We start from the raw sequence: 17,894 nt of genomic DNA on the forward strand, positions 1-17,894 counted from the left end.
CCGTCCGGCACTACACAAAAGTAGTGCCATACACGCCGCCATATCGTCCTAAGTCAATGATTTCATTGGGGGTCGTAGTGCCAAATGACAAACTTGGGCTAAGACGGACCGGCAAGGCTCTGTATGCGACGGCTTCCAAACGGCGAGCCAGCACGTCAACGATCGGGTCGAGATCAATTCCGACTGGACCGACCAAACCGATGACCACCTCTGGGCAGGGCTTCGGAACAAGCGGGGAGTCGTCTGCCTGATCCGCAGGGTCCTTCACCGATAGCTCGGTGGCCGCCTTGGGTGCTTTGCGCGAAGGCACGGCTGCTTGCCTCAGTCGGCGTTGCGACGCGCGAGGGTTCGAAGGGCTACCCAGCCCCATCTGTTCACAGCAGTACGCATCGCACCTCCCACGGTCATCGCCTCACTTCGCTTCAGGCTTGCGCAATTGAAGAAACCCTTCTTTGATCAACCGCTCGATTTCGCGGATAACCATGGCGTTGACGACATCCGCACGCGCTTTCCCGTGGATGCCGAGGCGTACCAGATCATCGACGTACGAGACGACCTCGGCAGACGGTGAGAACGTCAGCCGAGTGGTTTCAACTAGATTTTTTGCTCGCGCCACACTCTTGAGTTCCGCACCAACTTTGCAGCATCTTAGCTGCTAGTTTGCATCAACTCAAGTACTTGAAAGGAACGCAGTGTCACTTCCGGAAAGGCACCGACCGCCACGCGGAACACCCTCAAATCGCACCGATTCGGATGCACCGCGAACAGGGCTAAAACCGTGCCATTGGTCACTGTGGCGAGGTACGTCCCAGCCGCGCACGCCGACGCTCTGGGGAACAAGAGCGCTACTGGCGATCCCTGGCGCCCGGTGTGACTCACTGCATTTCGCGATGACGATCACGGTCGCGAGCGCGGCCGACAGCCGCACTGTGATCAGGCATCTTGACCGTCAGGTGTCGCGAGGCACGCGAACGGCTAGTTGTCGGAGCCGGTCGCGGTCAACGCCGGACAGATGGAAGTCCACCATTAGGCGCACGTCCATCCGGACCAATCCGGACCAATCCGGACCAATCCGGACCGGACGACGCTAAAAGGCAAAACGCCCGGCAAGCCGGGCGTTTTGCCTCACTCACTTCGGTGCGGGTTGTGTCGTCTTATCTGCCAGCTTCGTTGCACGAACCTGGCACAGATCGCACTTTCCGTGTCACCCGACACCGTCAAACGTCGATATTCGCCGCCCTCAACGCATTGCTCTCGATGAAATCCCGACGCGGCTCAACCTCATCCCCCATCAGCATCGTGAACACCCGATCTGCCTCGATCGCGTCATCGATCTGCACGCGCAACAAGCGCCGCACCGTCGGGTCCATCGTTGTCTCCCACAACTGCTGCGGATTCATCTCACCCAAACCCTTGTAGCGTTGCCGGCCCACCGCCGATTCAGCTTGCTGGATCAGCCACGCCATCGCCTGTCGGAAATCGCCGACCTTCGCTTCCTTCTGCCGCTCGCCTTCGCCGCGGCGAACTACCGCCGTGCCGCTCACCAAGCCCTTGAAGGTCTTGCCAGCTGTACTCAGCGCTTCGTAATCGGCACCATGCACGAAGTCGGCGCTGATCACGCTGCTCTTCACGTTTCCATGGTGGATTCGGCTGATGCGCAGGATGTGCTTGTCCATGCGTGCATCGAACTCTGCCGTCACTTCGGCGTTGTGCAGCGCTCCCTTCAAAGACTTGGCGGATTCTTCGGCAGCTTCGAGCGTGTCGAGGTTGATTTCAAGGCCGTTGGCCATCGCGCGCAAACCTTCGATATCCATCCAGTTGCTCAAGCGCTCGACCACGTTGTTGGCCAGCACGTATTGCCGCGCCAACGCTTCCAGCGCATCGCCTTGCAAAATGGCTGCACCGGGCACGCCCGTCTCCAGCTTCGCATCCTTCAAGGCCACCTTAAGCAGATAGCCGTCGAGCTCATGCCCATCCTTCAGGTACTGCTCTTCCTTGCCGAGCTTGACCTTGTAGAGCGGCGGCTGCGCGATGTAGATGTGGCCGCGCTCGACAAGCTCGGGCATCTGGCGATAGAAGAAGGTGAGCAGCAGCGTGCGAATGTGTGCTCCGTCCACGTCCGCGTCGGTCATGATGATGATGCGGTGGTAGCGCAGCTTGTCGACGTTGAAATCGTCGCCGCCCGAACCCTTGCCGATGCCCGTGCCCAGCGCCGTGATCAGCGTCAGGATTTCATTGCTCGTCAACAGCTTTTCGAAGCGCGCTTTCTCGACGTTCAAAATCTTGCCGCGCAACGGAAGAATCGCCTGGAACTTGCGATCGCGGCCTTGCTTGGCCGAGCCGCCTGCGGAGTCGCCCTCGACGATGTAGATCTCGCATAGCGCCGGATCCTTCTCCTGGCAGTCTGCCAGCTTTCCCGGCAGTCCCATGCCGTCGAGCACGCCTTTGCGCCGCGTCATCTCGCGAGCCCTGCGGGCCGCCTCGCGTGCACGCGCCGCATCCACGATCTTGCCGCAGATGATCTTCGCGTCGATCGGGTTCTCGAGCAGGTAGTCGTTGAGTGACTTGCTCACCACGTCCTCGACCGGCCCGCGCACTTCGCTCGACACGAGCTTGTCCTTGGTCTGGCTCGAGAACTTCGGCTCCGGCACCTTCACGCTCAGCACGCAGCACAGGCCTTCTCGCATGTCGTCGCCGGTCACCTCGACCTTGGCTTTCTTCGCGAGCTCGTTGTCTTCGATGTACTTGTTGATGACACGCGTCATCGCCGCACGCAGACCCGTCAGGTGGGTGCCGCCGTCACGCTGCGGGATGTTGTTGGTGAAGCAGAGAACGTTCTCGCTGTAGCCGTCGTTCCACTGCATCGCGACCTCGGCCGTGATGTTGGTGTTCTGGTCGCTCATCTTGTCGCCGGTAGCGTGAAAGATGTTCGGGTGCAGCACCTTCTTGCCGGTGTTGATGAAGTCGACGAAACCCTTCACGCCGCCCACAAAGGCGAAGTTGTCTTCCTTGTTGTTGCGCTCGTCGACAAGACGAATCTTCACGCCGTTGTTCAGGAAGCTCAGTTCGCGCAAGCGCTTGCTGAGGATGTCGTAGTGGAAGTCGATGTTGTTGAAGATCTCGTCGTCGGGCAGAAAGTGCACTTCCGTCCCGCGTTTCTCGGTCTCCCCGGTGACGCGCATCGGGCTGATCTCGAAGCCATCTCGCATCTCAACCAGACGGTCCTGCGGGAAGCCATTCTTGAACTCGATGAAATGCACCTTGCCTTCGCGACGCACGGTCAACCGAAGCCATTTGCTCAGCGCGTTCACGCAGGACACGCCAACGCCGTGCAGGCCGCCCGAAACCTTGTAGCTGTTCTGGTTGAACTTGCCGCCGGCGTGCAGTTCAGTCAACGCGATTTCAGCCGCACTGCGCTTGGGCTCGTGCTTGTCGTCCATCTTCACGCCGGTCGGAATTCCGCGGCCGTTGTCGATCACGGAAATCGAGTTGTCGGTGTGAATGGTGACCACGATGTCGTCGCAATGGCCCGCGAGCGACTCGTCTATGGAGTTGTCAACCACCTCGAACACCAGGTGGTGCAGTCCCGTGCCGTCCGATGTGTCGCCGATGTACATGCCCGGACGCTTGCGCACCGCTTCCAAGCCTTCGAGGATCTGGATGCTGCCCTCACCATAGGCATCGATCGCCGGACCGACGGCGGCCGCTTCTGATGCCTTGTCGCCGATTTTCTTGCCGTCGTCTTCAGGGGTGTTTTGCACTTCGCTCATCGCTGTTTCTGACTCTCATATGGGGCGGAACCGCTGATTCCGAGTCCCTTCGAAAACACTGAAGCAGGCCGACGCCCGCTTGCTATCAGCCTCAAAATTCGACGCTCAAATTCGCATAGGCATCACGACGTACTTGAAGCCAGCCTGTTCCGGCACCGTGATCAAAGCGCTCGAATTCGTGTCCTGCAACTCGATCTTGATCATCTCCTGGCTCATGTTGGCCAGCGCGTCCATCAGGTAGGTCACATTGAAGCCGATCTCGATGCTGTCGCCCGAGTAGTCGATTTCGACTTCTTCCTTCGCTTCTTCCTGCTCGGCATTGCTCGACGCGATGCGCAAGGTGCCCGGTTCGATGTTCACGCGCACGCCCTTGAACTTCTCGCTGGTCAGAATTGCCGCGCGTTGCAAGCTCGACAACAACGATGCGCGGCCGAGCGTGAAGTGGTTCTTGTGGTTCTTCGGAATCACGCGGTTGTAGTCGGGGAACTTGCCTTCCACGAGCTTGGTGACGAACTCCATCCCGCTGAAGCTGAATTTCGCCTGATTGCCGGCAAAACGCATCTCGATCGGCGTGTCTTCGTCCTTCAGCAAACGCTGCAGTTCGAGCACGGTCTTGCGCGGAAGGATGACCTCCTGCTTTGGGATTTCAACGTCGAGGTTCGATTGCGCAAGGGCCAGGCGGTGCCCGTCGGTTGCCACCAGCGTCAAGCTCTTGCCTTCGGCCACGAACAGGATGCCGTTGAGGTAGTAGCGGATGTCGTGCACCGCCATTGCGAAGTGCACCTGGTTGATGAGCAGCTTGAGCGTTTTCTGCGGGACGCTGAAGGCAGGGCCGAAATCGGCCGCTTCCTGCACCAGGGGGAAGTCATCGCTCGGCAGGGTTTGCAGCGTGAAGCGGCTCTTGCCCCCTTGTAGCGTGAGCTTGTTCTGGTTCGAAGACAGCGTCACCGTTTGCTCGCTCGGCAGGGCTCGAAGAATGTCGATCAGCTTGCGAGCGCCGACGGTGGTTGCGTAGTTCGACTCATCGCCATCGAACTCGGCCACGGTGCGAACCTGGATCTCAAGATCCGAGGTGGTGAACTCGATTTGCCCGCCCGTTTTGCGGATCAGCACGTTGGCAAGGATGGGCAGGGTGTGCCGGCGTTCGACGATGCCGGACACCGCCTGCAAGGTGTTCAACAACTTTTCTTGCGCTGCCTTCAAGACAATCATGTCAACCTCTTAAATTAGTAGTTCTAGTAGGGGTGAACAGTTTCTGTGGAGAACACCATTTTCCCCTTTTCTGTCAATCATTTACGTACCGGTGAACCCTGTGGGACAGCAGGCTCGAAAGGTGGGACTGGCAATCAATAACTTTTCGAGACGTCCTCGCCCTGTGGACATTTGGCAGCTTGTTCAAAAGTTGTCCCCACCCTTGTTGTTTGACGCGAGAGCCGTCACCGTGCTTAACCCTTGAGTGTCTGTTCGAGCACGTGCAACTGCTGGTTCAGTTCGGTGTTTTTCTGGCGCTCCGCGGCGATCTTGCGCACCGCATGCAGAACCGTCGTGTGGTCGCGTCCGCCGAAGAGCTCGCCGATTTCCGGCAGGCTCTTCTGGGTCATCTCCTTGGCGATGTACATCGCAATCTGACGAGGCCGTGCGATGCTCGCCGGACGCTTCTTTGAATACATGTCGGCGACCTTGATCTTGTAGAAGTCGGCGACAGTCTTTTGAATGTTCTCGACCCCGACCTGGCGGTTCTGGATCGACAGCAGGTCTTTCAGCGCCTCGCGGGCGCGCTGGATGTTGATGTCCTTGTGGCTGAAGCGTGAATACGCCAGGATCTTGCGCAGGGCGCCTTCCAACTCGCGCACGTTTGCCCGCACGTTCTTCGCCACGAAGAAGGCCACGTCCTCGGGCATGGTCGTGCCTTCGGCCTCGGCCTTGCGCATGAGGATGGCCACGCGCATCTCGAGCTCAGGCGGCTCGATGGCGACGGTCAGGCCAGCGTCGAAGCGCGAGGTGAGCCGCTCGTCGATGTCCGCCAACCCTTTTGGGTAGGTGTCGCTCGTCATGATGATGTGCGCGCGCTTGGCGAGCAGCGCCTCGAAAGCGTTGAAAAACTCTTCCTGCGTCCGTTCCTTACCGGCGAAGAACTGCACATCGTCGATCAGCAGGAGGTCGAGCGAGTGATACTTGGCCTTCAGCTCGTCGAAGGTCTTGCGCTGATAGTTCTTCACCACATCGGTGATGAACTGCTCGGCATGCAGGTAAAGGATGCGCGCATCGGCCTTGTCGGCCAGAAGCGCATTGCCCACTGCGTGAATCAGGTGCGTTTTGCCGAGGCCCACCCCACCGTAAATGAATAGCGGGTTGTACATTTGCCCCGGCGCTCCGGCCACGTGCAGTGCCGCGGTGCGGGCCATCTGGTTGGCGCGCCCTGGTACGAGGGTGTCGAAGGTGAGGTTCAGGTTGAGGCGGTTGGTGGCCAGCGCCCTGGCAGCGCTGGCCTGGGCGCTGGGAACAACCGACAGGGGCGCGTAACTCCCATTCAATGGAGCGCCGTTCAGCGCCTGAGCGACGCTTTGCGGCCGTGAATTAATGGCGATGACGGAAGCCATGCCAATGGCAACGGTCCGTTCGGTGTCGCGCTGGGCGAGGGCGATCTCAAGTCGAACTGGCTTGCCCGCAATCTCGGTGAGCAGGGCCTCGATGCGGTTGGCGTACTGGTTGCGGATCCAGTCGAGCTTGAACCGGTTGGGCACGCGCAACGTGACCACGGCATCGCCCGAACCATCGTCAGCGACATCGGCAGCTGGCAATGGGCGGATCCAGGTATTGAATTGTTGTTCGGGCAGTTCAGCCGCGAGTCGTTCGCAGCCGCGCAGCCAGAGGTCAGCGGTCATGTTGTGGAAAACTCTCTTTGGAGCGGCCGGATTGTACGTCCCTCGACACGGCCAGGAAGGCGGTTATCCACAGTTTCGACCCAGGGGTCAAGCCCCCTTGGCAACCGCATCGTGCCGTCCAAGTCTTTGACTTAGAAGGAGGTTTTTGGTGTAATAGTCGGTTTCCCGAATGCTTTCCCCGCGAGGGTCTCCAGGAAGTCCAGAAGCATTTTTTGGACTTTGCGAGATACGCGCTGGTTGCCCGTCGGGAGCTATCCCTGCAGGAACCACCATGAAACGCACCTACCAAGCTTCCAAAGTCCGCCGCGCCCGTACCCACGGCTTCCTCGTTCGCATGAAGACCCGCGGTGGCCGCGCCGTCATCAACGCACGTCGCGCCAAGGGCCGCAAGCGCCTGGCTGTCTGATCCCGACGCCGACCTGCCCTGTTTTGCCGGGGCTCGCGTCGTGATCGGCCGCATCGTACGTTCCGTCGACTTCGAACGCGTTCTCTCCGCTCCTACCCGGGCGCGCAGCACGCACTTTGCCGTTCACTACGTTGAAGGCGTCCCCGGCTTGCCTGGCAAGCCTTCCGTCCACAAGTTATCCGCTGAGTTATCAACAAGTCAGTCACCCGGTGATTCCAAGGCTGTGGATGACATTGTCCTTGAACCAATTGCGGACAAGGCCGGTGTATGGGTGGGTGCCGTGGTTCCCAAACGGCATGCCAAGCGATCGGTGACGCGATCGCTTCTGAAGCGGCAAATCCGCGCTGCCATGATCCGACAGATCCAGCAATTGACCGGCCTGGCGGACGGTCTTTGGGTCGTGCGACTGCGCTCGCCCTTCGCCACAAAGGAATTTCCGAGTGCTGCCTCGTCCGCGCTGCGAGACATTGCACGCGGCGAGCTCGACATCCTGCTCGCGGATGCGATTCGCCGAACGAAACGTGCCTGAAGACGCTGAGAGTATTTCGATCATGCCCGCTCATCACGCCAAAAGGCCCCTGCTCGCCGTTGCAAATGCTCGCCATAGCACGAGCTATGGCTGCGCTTTGCGTCTAGATCAGGTGCCTTTTGACGAGCTGCTCGGACACGCTCGAAACACTCTCAGCCTCTGATTCATGATGCTCATCCGGCGGGTCATCGACGTGCCGCGCGACGCACTCATCTTGCTGGTGCGAGGCTACCGGTTTTTTCTGAGCCCGTGGCTGGGCAGTTCCTGTCGCTTTGAGCCGACCTGCTCTGCATATTCAATGCAGGCGCTCGAAAGGCATGGTGCAATCGTCGGCGCCTTGCTCACGGTCGGCCGAATTGCTCGCTGCCATCCTTGGTGCACCGGCGGACACGAACCCGTTCCGTCCCACCCCTACCCCTTGTTCAGCCGACTGTCGGACCCATCTCCCGACCGACCCAATCCCTCCCTTTCCCGCGAAAAGAACACGCCATGACCGACATGCGTCGCACCCTGCTCTGGGGCGTCTTCCTGGTTTCATTGTTCCTGCTGTTCGAAGCATGGAACACGCAGAACGGCCGGCCTTCTCTGCTGCGTCCACCGCCTGTGAAGCAGGCCGCGAGCGCATCCGCGCCGGCTGCGTCAGGAGCGGCCGGGATGACGTCCGGCGCAACGACTGCCTCCGCGGTTCAATCCGGGGCCGCACCGATCCCGTCGCAAAAAGTGGAAGTTGTCACCGACACAGTCAAGGCGACGCTCGACTCACGCGGCGCCTCGCTCGTTCGACTTGAACTGCTGAATCAACGCGAGCAGGTCGAGAAGGAATGGTATGAACCGCTCCTCGCGATGATCGGTCGCGGCAGCAAGCAAGAGCGTCCCGCCACCAATGTCGTACTGTTCGACAGTACCAGCCAGCGCACCTACGTGGCCGAGTCCGGCCTTCTTGGCGTGGAGGGCGCGCCCAACCACCTGAGCGCGATGGCTGTGGTTCCTGGCGAGCGGGTGCTGAAAGACGGCGCCAACGACGTCACGGTGAGCTTCGAATCGGCCGAACAAGCCGGCATGAAGCTCGTCAAAACCTATGTCTTCCACCGCGGCCAGTTCACGGTCGACGTGAAGCATGAAATTCGCAACGTTGGCGCGGCCCCTGTGCCCGGTCAGCAGATTTACCTGCAATTGGTGCGTGACGGTACGCCCGGTCCCGGCGGATCGAGCTTTTACAGCACCTTCACTGGCCCGGCGCTGTACAACGAAGAGGTCAAGTTCCACAAGCTGGAGTTCAAGGACGTCGACAAGGCACCAACCGTACAGACCGCAGACAACTGCTGGGTCGCCATGGTGCAGCATTACTTTGCGAGCGCCTGGCTGCACAACAGCAAGGAAGAACGTGAGTTTCGCGTTCGCGCCATCGACGCCAACGAGAACATGTTCGGCCACAAGGTCTACAGCGCAGCCATCCTGTTCAAGCTGCCAGCGATCGCGCCCGGTGCTTCGCAGAAGTTCGAGGCGGTGCTCTTCGCTGGCCCGCAGGAGGAAAACAAACTCGCGACGCTCGCGCCCGGCCTTGAACTCGTCAAGGACTACGGCAAGCTGAAGATCCTTTCCGAGCCGCTCTTCTCGCTGCTCACGCAGCTGCACAAGTTCCTCGGGAACTGGGGCTGGTCGATCGTTGCACTGGTCGTGTTGCTCAAGATCGCGTTCTACTGGCTTAACGCCAGCGCCTACAAGTCGATGGCCAAAATGAAGGCCATCAACCCCAAGGTGCAGGAACTGCGCGAGCGCTACAAAGACAAGCCGCAGCAGATGCAGCAGGAAATGATGCGCATCTACCGCGAAGAAAAGGTCAATCCGCTGGGCGGCTGCTTGCCCATCGTCGTGCAGATGCCGTTCTTCATCGCGCTGTACTGGGTGCTGCTGTCCTCGGTTGAAATGCGCGGTGCGCCCTGGCTGGGCTGGATCACCGATCTCTCTGTAAAGGACCCGTTCTTCATCCTGCCGCTGCTCATGACTGGTACGAGCTTGATCCAGGTGGCACTGGGTGCGAAGCCGCCCGATCCGGTGCAAGCCAAGATGATGTGGTTCATGCCGCTCGCCTTCTAGGTGATGTTCTTTTTCTTCCCGGCCGGCCTCGTGCTGTATTGGCTGACGAACAACATCCTTTCTATCGCGCAGCAATACATCATCAACAAGCGAATGGGTGTACTGAACTCCTGACGTGCGACTTCGGGCCTATCACGCCTCGCCCAAGTGCGGGGCGTTTTACATGGGGTCGTTAACTTCGCACGAGCCTCGTTGGATAGCGACCAGACGGCCGCACGACCGGGTCGATAAATTCCACAATCGACCAATGCGGGGTAGAACCGGCCTGCATTCGCAACCCCCAGCAATTTTGAGGCGGGTTGCGGCATGCCAGGCTGGCTCAGGAGCGTCAGCATCCACGAAAGTCTCGTCGACGCTGCCTCCCCCCGCGCCATCCGACAGGCCTTGGACGATGTCTCATTGCGGGCTCGGTCAATGCTTTTGCCGTGCCGCATGCTCGCCCTCGGCGAAAATGGCCTCATGCTGCCTCGACATCACGATCCGATCATCGCCGTTGCCACGGCGCCCGGGCGCGGCGCGGTGGGCATCGTCCGCGCGTCGGGCCGCGAGTTGAGGCCGATCATCGACGCCGTCTGCGGCAAAGCCCTGCCACCCCGCCACGCGACCTATCTTCCCTTTGTGGACGCACAAGGCGTGGCCATCGATCAGGGCATCGCCCTTCACTTTCCGGCGCCGCATTCATACACCGGCGAAGAGGTGCTCGAGTTGCAGGCCCACGGGGGGCCGGTGGTGCTGCAACTGCTGCTTGCTCGCTGCCTCGAAGCGGGCCGCGACATCGGCTTGCGAGTGGCCGAGCCGGGTGAATTCACCGAGCGCGCCTACCTCAACGACAAGCTCGATCTTGCGCAGGCAGAAGCCGTCATCGATCTCATTGATGCAAGCACGGAAGCCGCCGCGCGTTCGGCAAGCCGTTCGCTCAGTGGCGGCTTCTCGGCCGAGATTCACACCCTGCGTGACCAGCTCATTCACCTGCGCATGCTGGTCGAAGCCACTCTCGACTTCCCTGAGGAAGAGATCGACTTCCTGCAAAAGGCCGACGCGCGCGGCCAGCTCGAAACCATCGCCCAGCAGCTTGACACGGTCCTCGACCGCGCGAAGCAAGGCGCACTATTGCGAGAAGGTATCAAGGTCGTGATCGCCGGCCAGCCTAACGTGGGCAAGAGTTCGCTGCTCAATGCATTGGCCGGTGCGGAGCTCGCCATCGTCACGCCGATTGCCGGCACCACACGCGACAAGGTGAGCGAGACCATCCAGATCGAAGGCGTGCCAGTGCATGTGATCGACACCGCGGGCATCCGTGCAGAGCACGAGACGCGTGACGAGGTTGAGCGCATCGGCATTGCGCGCACATGGGCCGAGATCGAAGGCGCCGATGCCCTGCTCCTTCTGCACGACCTCACGCGTGCGGGCGAGCCGGACTACGACGCTGGCGACAGCAATATCGCGCAGCGGCTTCCCGCCACCCTTGCCGATCAAGGTCGGTTGGTCCGCGTGTTCAACAAGGCCGATGCCGCATCAGCTGCAGCCGAGCGCGCGGCGACTCAAGGTCTGCCGGTATCCGCCAAGACCGGTGCCGGCCTGGGAGTTCTTCGCCGCAAGTTGCTCGAGCTCGCCGGCTGGCACGCGAGCCCCGAAGGTCTGTTCATTGCTCGCACTCGCCACGTCCAGGCCTTGCGGCGAACGCGCGAACACCTGGCGATGGCGCAATCGCAAGCCGACAGCCGTGAGCCTGCGCTCGACCTGCTTGCGGAGGAGTTGCGCCTCGCGCAGACTGCGCTGGGCGAGATCACCGGCGAGTTCAGCGCCGATGACTTGCTGGGCGAAATCTTCAGCAGGTTTTGTATCGGGAAGTGAGGGATGCCGATTGCGTGACAAAGATCGCGACAGCGGCGCCGCTTCATAGGCCGAAGGAGCCTGGACACCGTGTCCGGGCGATTGTGGGTGTCATGGCTGCGACCGCATAATCGGTCAACAACTACGAAGGGGCGAGGCGCTATAGCTTCGGGGTATCGAATGGAATTTAACGACTTGGTGCACGCGATGCAGACGCTGAATGCGGATGACGCATTCCGGCCGCGACTCTCGCTGGATCAATGGCGCATCATCTCGCCGTATCTCACCCGCCACGAAATCCGTGCTGGCGATCTGCTCATCAAGCAAGGTGATACCGATCGAACCATGTATTTCCTCGGCCAGGGGTCGCTGCAGGTCTTCGCGACCGGTGGACCGCCTGGCACCAACCGCATCGCCATCCTGCGTGCGGGCTCCGTGATCGGCGAGCCCGGCCTCTTCAGTGACGTGGCACGCATGGCCAACGTCGAAGCGATGACGCCATGCGAGGTTTGGGCCCTGCGCGGGCCGCGCCTCGAAGAGCTCTCGCAGCGATTACCGGCACTTGCACTCGAACTCATTCGCGCGGCCGGGGGCGTGATGTACACGCGCATGCGCAACAACCTGCTGCGGCAGATTCCGTTCAGTTGAGTTGATTCCCTCGCTGCACTCCTCCTGCCTGACGACCATCCCGGCAAGACCTGTTTCTCGCCCTAGAACTAGATAGACCCCAGCAGTCTTTCTTCTGCCAGAGCGAGCGGCTCCGGCAAACCCGACAGCACCAGCGTATCGCCCGACGCCAGCGTGGCGTCGTCGCGCGGCTTGGTGACAGCGCCCGATGCTTGACGCAATGACACCACCGTGACGCCCACGGCGTGCAGGGCCTGATCGCCCAGCGATCGGCCCACGCATTGCGCGCCCGAAGGCAGCGTAATGCTCGACAGGCGTGCCGTCTGCAGCTCGTCGACGGTGTCGTCGTCCGCGCCGTGGAAGTACCCGCGCAGCAGCCCGTATCGCGCATCGCGCTGGTCCTGTACGACGCGGATCACCCGCCTCATGGGCACGCCCACCAGCGCGAGCGCATGGCTTGCAAGCATCAGTGATCCCTCTAGAGCCTCGGGTACCACCTCGGTCGCCCCCGCCGCGCGAAGCTTTTCAAGATCGCCGTCGTCGATGGTGCGCACGATGACCGGTACCTTCGGTGCGTGCGTTTGCACGAGGTGCAGGATTTTCATGGCCGAAGCGGTGTCGTGGTAGCTCACCACCACCGCACTTGCACGTGCCAAACCCGCGGCCATCAGGCTTTGCAGCCGTGCCGCGTCGCCGAACACAACACTCTGCCCGGCAGCTGTCGCCTGCCGCACTCGATCGGGGTCGAGGTCCAACGCCATGTACTGGATGTGCTCGCCCTCAAGGATGCGCGCCAGGTTCTGCCCGCTGCGTCCGTAACCCGCGATGATCACGTGCCGCTCGGTATTGATCGCGCGTTTGGCGATGGTCGTCATCGCGACGGACTGCATCAGCCAGTCGCTCGAGCTCAGTCGCATGACGATCCGGTTGCTGTACATCACGATGAAGGGTGTCGCCATCATGCTCAGCACCATGCTCGCCAGCACGGGGCTTTGCAGGTGTGGAGGCAAGAGTTTGTTGTCGGTGGCAAGTGCCAGCAACACGAAACCGAACTCGCCTGCCTGGGCGAGATAAAGACCGGTGCGCAAGGCCACGCCCGTGGGGGCGCCGAACAGCTTGGCGAGCGCGGTGACCAGTGCGAACTTGAAAAACACGGGCAATACCGTGAGCGCAATGACCAGCGGCAACTCGGCCGCCACCGCGAACGCGTCCAGCTTCATGCCCACAGTGATGAAAAAGAGCCCGAGCAACACATCGTGGAAGGGCCTGATGTCGGTTTCCACCTGGTGCTTGTACTCTGTCTCGGCGATCAGCATGCCGGCCACGAAGGCACCCAGCGCGAGCGACAGGCCGGCATGCTCCGTCAGGTAGGCCAGGCCCAACGTCACCAGCAGCAGGTTCAAGATGAAGAGCTCTTCGCTCCTGCGTCTTGCCACCTGCGTCAGCCACCAGCGCATCACGCGCTGACCGCCCACCAGAAGAAGCGCCAGCACGGCGGCCGCTTTCAGGCCGGCGACTCCAAGTTCGCTCATCAGCGATTCCGGGGATGAGCCCAGGGCCGGAATCAGCACCAGAAGAGGCACAACTGCCAAGTCCTGGAACAACAGGACGCCCATGACCTGCCGCCCGTGCTCGCTGTCGAGCTCCAGCCGCTCGGCCATCAATTTCACGACGATGGCCGTGCTGCTCATCGCGAGTGCGCCGCCGAGTGCGATGGCGCTTTGCCAGTGCAGGCCCCATGACCGTCCGACCAGCGAGAGCCCCCACGTCAGCAAGGCATTGGCTGCCAATGTGGCGAGCATGGTCAGCGATACCTGGCTGAAACCCAGCCCGAACACCAGCTTGCGCATGCTTTTGAGCTTGGGCAGGTTGAATTCGAGCCCGATGACAAACATCAGAAAGACCACGCCGAACTCGGCCAGGTACTGGACGCTCGCCGAACCCTTTGCGAGCGCCATCGCGTTCGGGCCGATGAGCACGCCCACCGCCAGGTAGCCCAGCATGGGCGGCAGCTTGACGAGCCTGCACACCACCACGCCCGCCACGGCGGCGACGAGGTATAGCAGGACGAGTTCGAGAGAGGAAGCCATTCGTGGTTGGGCGAAATGTGTGCCGGGCACCGCTCGCAAGGGCCATGCCGGTGGTGCCTACAATCGCTCCATCCTATCGGACACTTGGCGTCGCACCGTGCCTGCAAAACCCTCATTCGATGCGCAACGCGCCCTGAATCTCGCACATGAGACCTTCGAGATTGAAGCCCGTGCCTTGCTGGGCCTCAAGGGGCGTCAGGGCGAGAGCTTCGGTGTCGCGGTGCAAGTCATGCTCCAGTGCAGTGGACGTGTGGTTGTGATGGGCATGGGCAAGAGCGGCCATGTCGGGCGCAAGATCGCCGCAACTCTCGCATCCACCGGCACGCCGGCAATGTTTGTGCACCCGGCCGAAGCGAGCCATGGCGACCTCGGCATGGTGACCGAGGGCGATGTGGTGCTGGCCATTTCCAATTCAGGGGAAGTCGATGAGATTGCCGCCATCCTGCCGGCACTCAAGCGTTTGGGCGTGAAACTGGTCGCCATGACCGGTCGTGGCGAATCAACGCTAGCGCAGCACGCCGACGTTGTGCTCAACAGTGCGGTCGATGAGGAGGCCTGCCCATTGAATCTCGCACCGACGGCCAGCACGACCGCACAGATGGCGCTGGGCGATGCGCTGGCGGTGGCTCTGCTCGACGCTCGCGGATTCCGCGAAGAAGACTTCGCTCGTTCGCACCCCGGTGGGGCCCTCGGCCGCAAGCTGCTCACGCATGTGCGCGATCTCATGCGCACCGCAGATGCCTTGCCGACTGTGACGGCCGAAACCGGCTTCACCGACATGATGCGTGAGATGGGCACCAAGGGCCTGGGCGCCGCCGCCGTCATCGACGCAAAGGGTTACGTGCTGGGCATCTTCACTGACGGTGACTTGCGGCGCTGCATCGAGCAAGGCAGCGACCTGCGCGGATTGAAAGCCGGCGAGGTGATGCACAAGAGGCCCCGTTCCGTTCGACCCGACGCACTTGCCGTGGATGCTGCCGACCTGATGGAAGAGGCACGCATCACGCTCGTTCTGGTGGTCGACGAAAATAACAAGCTCGTCGGCGCGCTGAACTCAAACGACTTGATGCGGGCGAAGGTCATCTGATGCCGTCGCTGACTTTGGTGCCCGCGCTTTCCTTCACTCCCGAACTGCTGCTGAAGGCCCAAGGCATTCGTGCCGCGATCTTCGACGTCGACGGGGTGCTCACAGACGGGCGCATCTACATCAGCGAACGCGGGGAGGAATTCAAGGCCTTCAACACGCTGGACGGCCATGGGCTCAAGCTGTTGGCCCAGGGCGGCATCGTCCCCATCGTCATCACCGGCCGCGATTCGCCTGCCGTGCGCAAACGCGTAGCCGATCTGGGTATTGCACATGCCGTGTATGGCGCGCACGACAAGCTCTCCGCGGCGGCGGGCGTGATGAAGACGTTGCAGATCGAATGGGACGCGCTGGCCGCCATGGGCGACGACTGGCCTGACTTGCCGCTCATGACACGCGCGGTATTTGCCTGCGCACCGGCGAACGCGCATGTCGAAGCAAGAGCGGTGGCGCATCACGTCACAAGCGCGGCCGGCGGCCATGGGGCCGCGCGCGAATGCTGCGATCTGCTTCTGACGGCAGCTGGCCGATACGCTGACTTGCTGCACGGGCATCTTGTGACGCTGGACGACGGATCTTCGAGCCCATGACCGACGCCACATTGTTGGCCCCGGCGGCAGCTGCGCATCGGCACGGTGATATGCCCATCTCGGCGCGAATCATCGAGCAGGCATCGTCGTTCTTGCCGCTCTTGCTGATGGCCGTGCTCGCGCTGGGCACCTGGTGGCTCGTGAAGAACACGCCGCTGGCAGACGCGCCTCAAGTGGACGAGCCATTGAAGCACGAGCCTGACTATCAAATGTCGCACTTCATCGTGCGGCGCTTTGCGCCCGATGGCCGCATGCGTGCACAGATCGAGGGCGACACCATGCGCCACTACCCCGACACCGACACGCTGGAAATCGACAACGTCCGGGTGCGGGCCATCGCTCCCGATGGCCACGTGACCATCGCGAGCGCGCGCACCGCGCTGTCCAATGGCGACGGCAGCGAGATCCAGTTGCAAGGCGGCGCGCACATCGTGCGCGAAAGCCTCGACGGCGAGGATCCGGTGGACTTTCGCGGCGAGTTCCTGCATGCGTTTCTGAACACCGAGCGCGTGCGATCGCATCTGCCGGTCACGGTGACGCGCGGCAGTACGGAAGTGCATGCGGACGCGATGGACTACGACAACGTGGAACGTGTCGTGCAACTGAAAGGCCGCGTGACAGCCAGCTTTCCCCCCGCGGTTCGCGACGGGACCAAATAAGGAACCGATGGGCCCTACTTCTGCCACGACATCTCCCCTTGTCTTCATTACCGGTGCGTCGAGCGGCATTGGCCAGGCGCTCGCCGCGCGCTTTTACAAGGCCGGTTATCGGCTTGCACTTGTAGCGCGGCGCAGTGCCGAAGTGCAGGCCTGGGCGCAGTCGCAAGGCCTCGAGGGTTCACGTGTGGCGGTATACGCGGCCGACGTGCGCGACATTCCGGGTATTACTGCCGCGGGTCGTGCCTGCATCGCGGCGCAGGGTGTACCGGACGTGGTGATCGCCAATGCCGGCATTAGCGTGGGTGTCGACACCGCGATCTACGACGACCTCGATGTGATGCGCGCCACCTACGAGACCAACAACCTTGGAATGGCCGCGACCTTTCAGCCATTCGTCGCCCCGATGTGCAAGCGCAAGAGCGGCCGGCTTGCCGGAATCGCGAGCGTCGCGGGCATACGCGGACTGCCGGGACATGGTGCTTACTGCTCCAGCAAGGCGGCGGTCATCAGCTATTGCGAAAGTTTGCGTGGCGAATGCCGGCCCTTCGGCGTCAAGGTCGTGACGGTCGCACCTGGGTACATCGATACCCCGCTCACGCGCGACAACCGCTACAGCATGCCATTCCTGATGACCGCGGAGGCTTTTGCGGACGAGGCATTTGCGGCGATCGAAGGTGGCGTGACCTTCCGCGTGATTCCCTGGCAGGCGGGCATCATTGCGAAGCTTTTGCGCCTGCTGCCCAACTGGTTGTTCGACCGCGCGCTGGCCGGGCGTCCAAGGAAGAATCGCAAGACGAGCTGAACGCAAACAGCGTTGTTCACGCTGAGAGGCTGAGAGCATTTCGATCATGCCCGCTCATCACGCCAAAAGACCCCTGCTCGTCGTTGCAAATGCTCGCCATAGCCCGGGAGGCCATGGCTGTGCTTTGCGCCTAGATCAGGTGCCTTTTGACGCGCTGCTCGGACACGCTCGAAAAACTCCCAGCCTCTGAGGCGCGCTCGACCATGCAAAACGGCGGTGAGCTTTCGCATCACCGCCGTCATTAGTACAACCAGGGCTTAGTAGCCGCCGCGTCCGCCACCACCGCCACCGTAACCGCCGCCACCGCCGGAGCGGCCGCCGCCACCACCGTAGCCGCCACCACCGCCGCCGCCGAAGCCGCCGCTACGTGGAGGACGTGCTTCCATCGGACGGGCTTCGTTCACGACAACGCTGCGGCCGCCCAGAGGCTGGCCGTTCATGCCGTTGATAGCTGCCTGGGCTTCTGCATCGCTGCCCATTTCGACAAAGCCAAAGCCTTTGGAGCGACCCGTGTCGCGTTCC

14 protein-coding genes and 2 pseudogenes are annotated in these 17,894 nt (G+C 61.7%); 10 read left to right on the plus strand and 6 right to left on the minus strand.

Annotated elements, in window-relative coordinates; translation table 11 throughout:
- Positions 1 to 412: 412 nt before the first annotated feature.
- From AC30NL_RS03325 to dnaA, 4 genes are all read right to left on the minus strand, one after another.
- Positions 413 to 616: a hypothetical protein gene (locus tag AC30NL_RS03325; protein WP_489462592.1), complete on the minus strand. Its 204-nt coding sequence runs from the start codon at positions 614 to 616 to the stop codon at positions 413 to 415.
- Positions 617 to 1,217: 601 nt separating this feature from the next.
- Positions 1,218 to 3,770 carry a DNA topoisomerase (ATP-hydrolyzing) subunit B gene (gyrB, locus tag AC30NL_RS03330; RefSeq protein WP_489462593.1) on the minus strand — a complete coding sequence of 851 codons (2,553 nt, stop codon included), beginning with the start codon at positions 3,768 to 3,770 and terminating at the stop codon, positions 1,218 to 1,220.
- Between the two features lie 105 nt (positions 3,771 to 3,875).
- The gene (gene dnaN, locus AC30NL_RS03335; RefSeq protein WP_489462594.1) at positions 3,876 to 4,982 is read right to left on the minus strand and encodes a DNA polymerase III subunit beta; all 1,107 of its coding nucleotides are present in this window, start codon (positions 4,980 to 4,982) and stop codon (positions 3,876 to 3,878) included.
- A 233-nt stretch (positions 4,983 to 5,215) separates the two neighbouring features.
- Positions 5,216 to 6,655, minus strand: a complete 1,440-nt coding sequence (dnaA, locus tag AC30NL_RS03340) for a chromosomal replication initiator protein DnaA (protein WP_489462595.1) — start codon at positions 6,653 to 6,655, stop codon at positions 5,216 to 5,218.
- 271 nt (positions 6,656 to 6,926) lie between these two features.
- Here dnaA and rpmH point away from each other — a divergent pair, with 271 nt between their 5' ends.
- From rpmH to AC30NL_RS03370, 6 genes and pseudogenes are all read left to right on the plus strand, one after another.
- The gene (gene rpmH, locus AC30NL_RS03345) at positions 6,927 to 7,061 is read left to right on the plus strand and encodes a 50S ribosomal protein L34 (protein WP_007834827.1); all 135 of its coding nucleotides are present in this window, start codon (positions 6,927 to 6,929) and stop codon (positions 7,059 to 7,061) included.
- 40 nt (positions 7,062 to 7,101) lie between these two features.
- Positions 7,102 to 7,590 (plus strand): ribonuclease P protein component, encoded by a 489-nt coding sequence (locus AC30NL_RS03350; protein WP_489462596.1) that lies wholly within the window; start codon positions 7,102 to 7,104, stop codon positions 7,588 to 7,590.
- 169 nt (positions 7,591 to 7,759) lie between these two features.
- Entirely contained in the window at positions 7,760 to 8,083 is a 324-nt protein-coding gene (gene yidD / locus AC30NL_RS03355; protein ID WP_489462604.1) for a membrane protein insertion efficiency factor YidD, read from the plus strand.
- A pseudogene (gene yidC / locus AC30NL_RS03360) lies at positions 8,080 to 9,801 on the plus strand (membrane protein insertase YidC). Before yidD ends, yidC begins: the two are co-directional and overlap by 4 nt.
- 345 nt (positions 9,802 to 10,146) lie before the next feature.
- Positions 10,147 to 11,541, plus strand: coding sequence for a tRNA uridine-5-carboxymethylaminomethyl(34) synthesis GTPase MnmE (gene mnmE / locus AC30NL_RS03365; protein WP_489462597.1), 1,395 nt, complete (start codon positions 10,147 to 10,149; stop codon positions 11,539 to 11,541).
- A gap of 159 nt (positions 11,542 to 11,700) precedes the next feature.
- Positions 11,701 to 12,168, plus strand: a complete 468-nt coding sequence (locus AC30NL_RS03370; protein ID WP_489462598.1) for a cyclic nucleotide-binding domain-containing protein — start codon at positions 11,701 to 11,703, stop codon at positions 12,166 to 12,168.
- Positions 12,169 to 12,236: 68 nt separating this feature from the next.
- On the opposite strand, the gene AC30NL_RS03375 is transcribed toward AC30NL_RS03370, so the two are convergent.
- Positions 12,237 to 14,237: a monovalent cation:proton antiporter family protein gene (locus tag AC30NL_RS03375; RefSeq protein ID WP_489462599.1), complete on the minus strand. Its 2,001-nt coding sequence runs from the start codon at positions 14,235 to 14,237 to the stop codon at positions 12,237 to 12,239.
- Between the two features lie 97 nt (positions 14,238 to 14,334).
- On the opposite strand from AC30NL_RS03375, the gene AC30NL_RS03380 reads away from it, so the two are divergent.
- Genes AC30NL_RS03380 through AC30NL_RS03395 form a run of 4 tightly spaced genes read left to right on the plus strand, consistent with a single transcriptional unit; the run spans position 14,335 to position 17,372 of the window.
- Positions 14,335 to 15,324 (plus strand): KpsF/GutQ family sugar-phosphate isomerase, encoded by a 990-nt coding sequence (locus tag AC30NL_RS03380; protein ID WP_489462600.1) that lies wholly within the window; start codon positions 14,335 to 14,337, stop codon positions 15,322 to 15,324.
- Positions 15,324 to 15,911 carry a KdsC family phosphatase gene (locus AC30NL_RS03385; protein WP_489462601.1) on the plus strand — a complete coding sequence of 196 codons (588 nt, stop codon included), beginning with the start codon at positions 15,324 to 15,326 and terminating at the stop codon, positions 15,909 to 15,911. Before AC30NL_RS03380 ends, AC30NL_RS03385 begins: the two co-directional genes overlap by 1 nt.
- On the plus strand, positions 15,908 to 16,570 hold the full coding sequence (gene lptC, locus AC30NL_RS03390; protein WP_489462602.1) for an LPS export ABC transporter periplasmic protein LptC: 663 nt from the start codon (positions 15,908 to 15,910) through the stop codon (positions 16,568 to 16,570). The genes AC30NL_RS03385 and lptC overlap by 4 nt, the downstream gene beginning before the upstream one ends.
- A gap of 7 nt (positions 16,571 to 16,577) precedes the next feature.
- Positions 16,578 to 17,372: an SDR family oxidoreductase gene (locus AC30NL_RS03395; RefSeq protein ID WP_489462603.1), complete on the plus strand. Its 795-nt coding sequence runs from the start codon at positions 16,578 to 16,580 to the stop codon at positions 17,370 to 17,372.
- Positions 17,373 to 17,635: 263 nt separating this feature from the next.
- Here the strand turns inward: AC30NL_RS03395 and AC30NL_RS03400 are convergent.
- Positions 17,636 to 17,894: pseudogene (locus AC30NL_RS03400) on the minus strand (RNA recognition motif domain-containing protein); the annotation flags it as partial.

The sequence above is a fragment of the Rhizobacter sp. genome, assembly GCA_021153565.1.
Classification (GTDB): Bacteria; Pseudomonadota; Gammaproteobacteria; order Burkholderiales; family Burkholderiaceae_C; genus Albitalea.